Source organism: Catellatospora sp. NPDC049609 (assembly GCF_040675365.1).
In the GTDB taxonomy this organism is placed as follows: Bacteria; Actinomycetota; Actinomycetes; order Mycobacteriales; family Micromonosporaceae; genus Catellatospora.
Window position 1 is genome coordinate 1 of the sequence record NZ_JBFAOU010000375.1, and the last position, 3,177, is coordinate 3,177.

General features: G+C 72.8%; 2 protein-coding genes. Both read left to right on the forward strand.

Going from position 1 to position 3,177, the window contains the following annotated elements:
• The coding region (locus AB0J67_RS40210) for a hypothetical protein (RefSeq protein WP_363490934.1) at positions 1–323 on the forward strand (323 nt) is incomplete at its 5' end.
• A 262-nt stretch (positions 324–585) separates the two neighbouring features.
• The gene (locus tag AB0J67_RS40215; protein WP_363490936.1) at positions 586–3,054 is read left to right on the forward strand and encodes a carboxypeptidase-like regulatory domain-containing protein; all 2,469 of its coding nucleotides are present in this window, start codon (positions 586–588) and stop codon (positions 3,052–3,054) included.
• Positions 3,055–3,177 lie beyond the last annotated feature (123 nt).

Below are 3,177 nucleotides of genomic sequence, written 5' to 3' on the forward strand. Positions count from 1 at the left end.
CGTCGACCGGCGAGTTCGTCGCCGTCGGCGAGACGGTCGCGGGCGCGTACCAGATGCGGGTGCTCACCCCCGCGCCGGTGACCTTCGCGTTCGAGCACTACGCCGACGAGTCGGGCCAGAACCTGACCGGCACCAGCCGGATCTACCTGCGCGGCGATGTCACCCTCAACTTCTGCGTCGTCGGGGGCCTGCGGTTCGAGGTCTGCGGCGGCCGCCTGCCGGTGGGGCCGAAGGCGCAGGAGACCCCGTCGCCGTCCGCGTCCCCGTCGGCGCCGCCGCGCCGGACGGTGCCGACGGGCGACCGGCCGGCGGGCCGGCTGTAGTCACGCGCTGAGTACCGGTACGACCAGCACGGACGAAGGAGGGGGTGGCGCTCGCCGCCCCCTCCTTCGTCGCGCCAGGGGTCACCGGCGCGATGTCCGTGGCGGAGCCTCCGCCGTTCAGACGGACCTGCCCGCCGGCCGGTCCATGCTGGTCAGCCGCCGGGAAACCGGAACACATCGGCTGGCTCGATCCACTAGCCTGCCTGCCACGGGGCTTCCTCCAGCCCGGTCCATGCGATCACCCCTCTCACCGTGAGGACTCATGCGCGGAACTCCCCTGCGCCGGGTCGGGCTGATGCTGCTGGCGGTGGTCGTCACCACCTTGGGCATGACCACGCCCGCACGAGCCGCCGACACCGGCGTCATCACCGGAATGATCACCTACAACGGCAGCCCGGTCCCGAACGCCTCCGTCTACGCGACCGGCTACGACACCCTGCACGGCGGTGGCGCCGACACCGACGGCACCGGTCGCTACACCATCAGCGACCTGCCGCCCGGCCGCTACCACGTCGAGATCTCCGTCGCGGGGCACCCGAACCAGTACGCGCCCAGCACCACCAGCTGGACAGGTGCGCAGCTGTACGCGGTGACCGTGGGCGGGACGACCACCGCCGACGCCACGCTGATCCCGTACGGGACCGTCACCGGCCGCCTCGCGACCAGCACGGGGGCCGGGGCGGCGTACGCGTCCGTCTTCGTCGAGTCCATCTCCGACCCGGACGCCAGCGACTGGACCACCGCCGACGAGAACGGGACCTACACCTTGCCCGTGCCGGTCGGCGAGTACACGGTCCAGTTCCTGCACGGGACCTCCATCCAGTATGCCTACGGCAAGCGCGAGCGCTGGGAGGCCGAGACGTTCCCCGTCGCGCTCGAGCAGTTCGTCACCGTCGACGACACGCTGCCGCCGAAGGGATCGGCCGGCGGCACCGTGCTGACCGCCGCGGGCCAGCCCGCCGTGGGGGTGTCCGTCTACTTCGATCTCATCTCGGGTGGCGGCTTCGGCAGCGCGGCGACCGACTCGGCCGGCCGGTACCGGATCGACGACCTCGCACCGGGGCAGTACACGGTGTCGTTCCGGCTGTCGGGCGGCACCGCCGTCATGTACCACCCGCACGTCCTGAGCGCCGGCGATGCGCAGCCGGTGACCATCGCCGCCGACCAGGTGACCGAGGTGGACGAGACCCTCTTCGCCACCGGGGCCATCACCGGCCGACTCACCCGGACGAACGGCACGACGGGTGTCGCGAACGCCGTCGTCGCGGCGCATCTGCATCCCGACGACGGGATCTACGGCCGCACGGACCCCGACGGCTCCTACCGGATCCAGCCGGTCTTCGCCGGAAACTACCGGGTCAACTTCTCTGGATACGATACGGCCGAGTTCGACCAGTGGGCGACCGGCAAGCACAGCTACGCGACGGCGAACGCCTTCACGGTCGCGCCGAACGCCGTCGCCACGGTCAACGACAAGCTGCTGGGCACCGGCTCGGTCCGGGTCACCGCGAAGGACGCCGTCACGGGCGCGGCGGTCCCGGCCTTCAGCGCCCAGGTGCGCGGCCGGTACGGCGAGACCGTCAGCGGCGCCGTGACGCTCACCGACGTCCCCGCCGGTGTCCACCCGGTGCAGGTCCGCGCCCAGGGCTACCAGGCGAGCGAGGGCGTCGTGAGCGTCACGGTCACCCCGGGCCAGCAGTCCGCGGCGGCGGTCACCCTCAACCGCGCCGCGAGCGTCCAGGGCAAGGTCGTCAACGCCGCGGGTACGCCGGTCGCCGGCGTGTGCGTGGTGCCGATCCGCCTGGAACGTTACGAACTCCCGGAGGGCTGTCTGCACAGCTCCGACGCGAACGGCAACTACCGGGTGGAGATGCCGCACGGTGCCGGCAGCTACCGCCTGTTCGCCATCCCGGACCGCGCCGGCCCGTACGGCGCGCAGTGGGTCGGCCCGACCGGCGGCACCGGCGACCCGCGCCAGGCAGCCGTGATCACCGCAGCCGACGGCCAGTGGGTCACCGCGCCCACCGTCAAGCTCGACCGCCAGGGCACCGTCACCGGCATCGTGACGAGCGAGACGGGCCAGCCCGTCGCGCACGGGTCGGTCGGCGTCTACACCCACCCCAACCCGGGCTGTGGCTGCAGTTACCACGTCGTGGGCATCGACGGCAGCGGCCGCTACACCACGGACTTCCTCGGGCCGTACCAGTGGGCGCTGGTCTTCGCGGCCGACGGCCACGCCACCCAGTGGAGCGGCGGCGCCACCAACCGGTCCACGGCGCAGACGGTGAAGGTCACCTCGGACGCCGTGACGACCTACCACTACACGATGAAGGTCGGCAGCCTGATCCAGGGCACGGTCACGCTGCCCGACGGCTCGGGCGCGGACGACCGGTTCCACGTGTCCCACTCGGCGACCGGCGAGCTCGTCGCCTACGCCGACGCGGTGGACGGCGTGTACCAGCTGCGCGTGCTCACGCCGATGCCGGTGACTCTCCGGTTCGGGTACTCCGACGGCGAGGAGTACCACGACCTGCGCCTCACCAGCCGGCTGTACCTCCGTGGCGACACCACATTCCACTTCTGCATCAGCGAGGGCCCGCGGCTCGAGATCTGCGGCGCCCGCCTGCCGCGGGCGCCGCGGACGCAGGACACTCCGCTGCCGTCCCCGCCGTCGACCGGGCCGCCGCGCCGCCCGGCGCCGACGGGCGACCGGCCGGCGGACCGGCTGTAGGAACGCGGTGAGCGGAGGGGGGGGGGGCGGGGGGGGGCCCCCCCCCCCCCCCCCCCACACCCGACAGCTAAGGGAAGGACCCGCGCGGGCCCCCAGAAACGGGCGCATAGTAGGAAGGGCGGG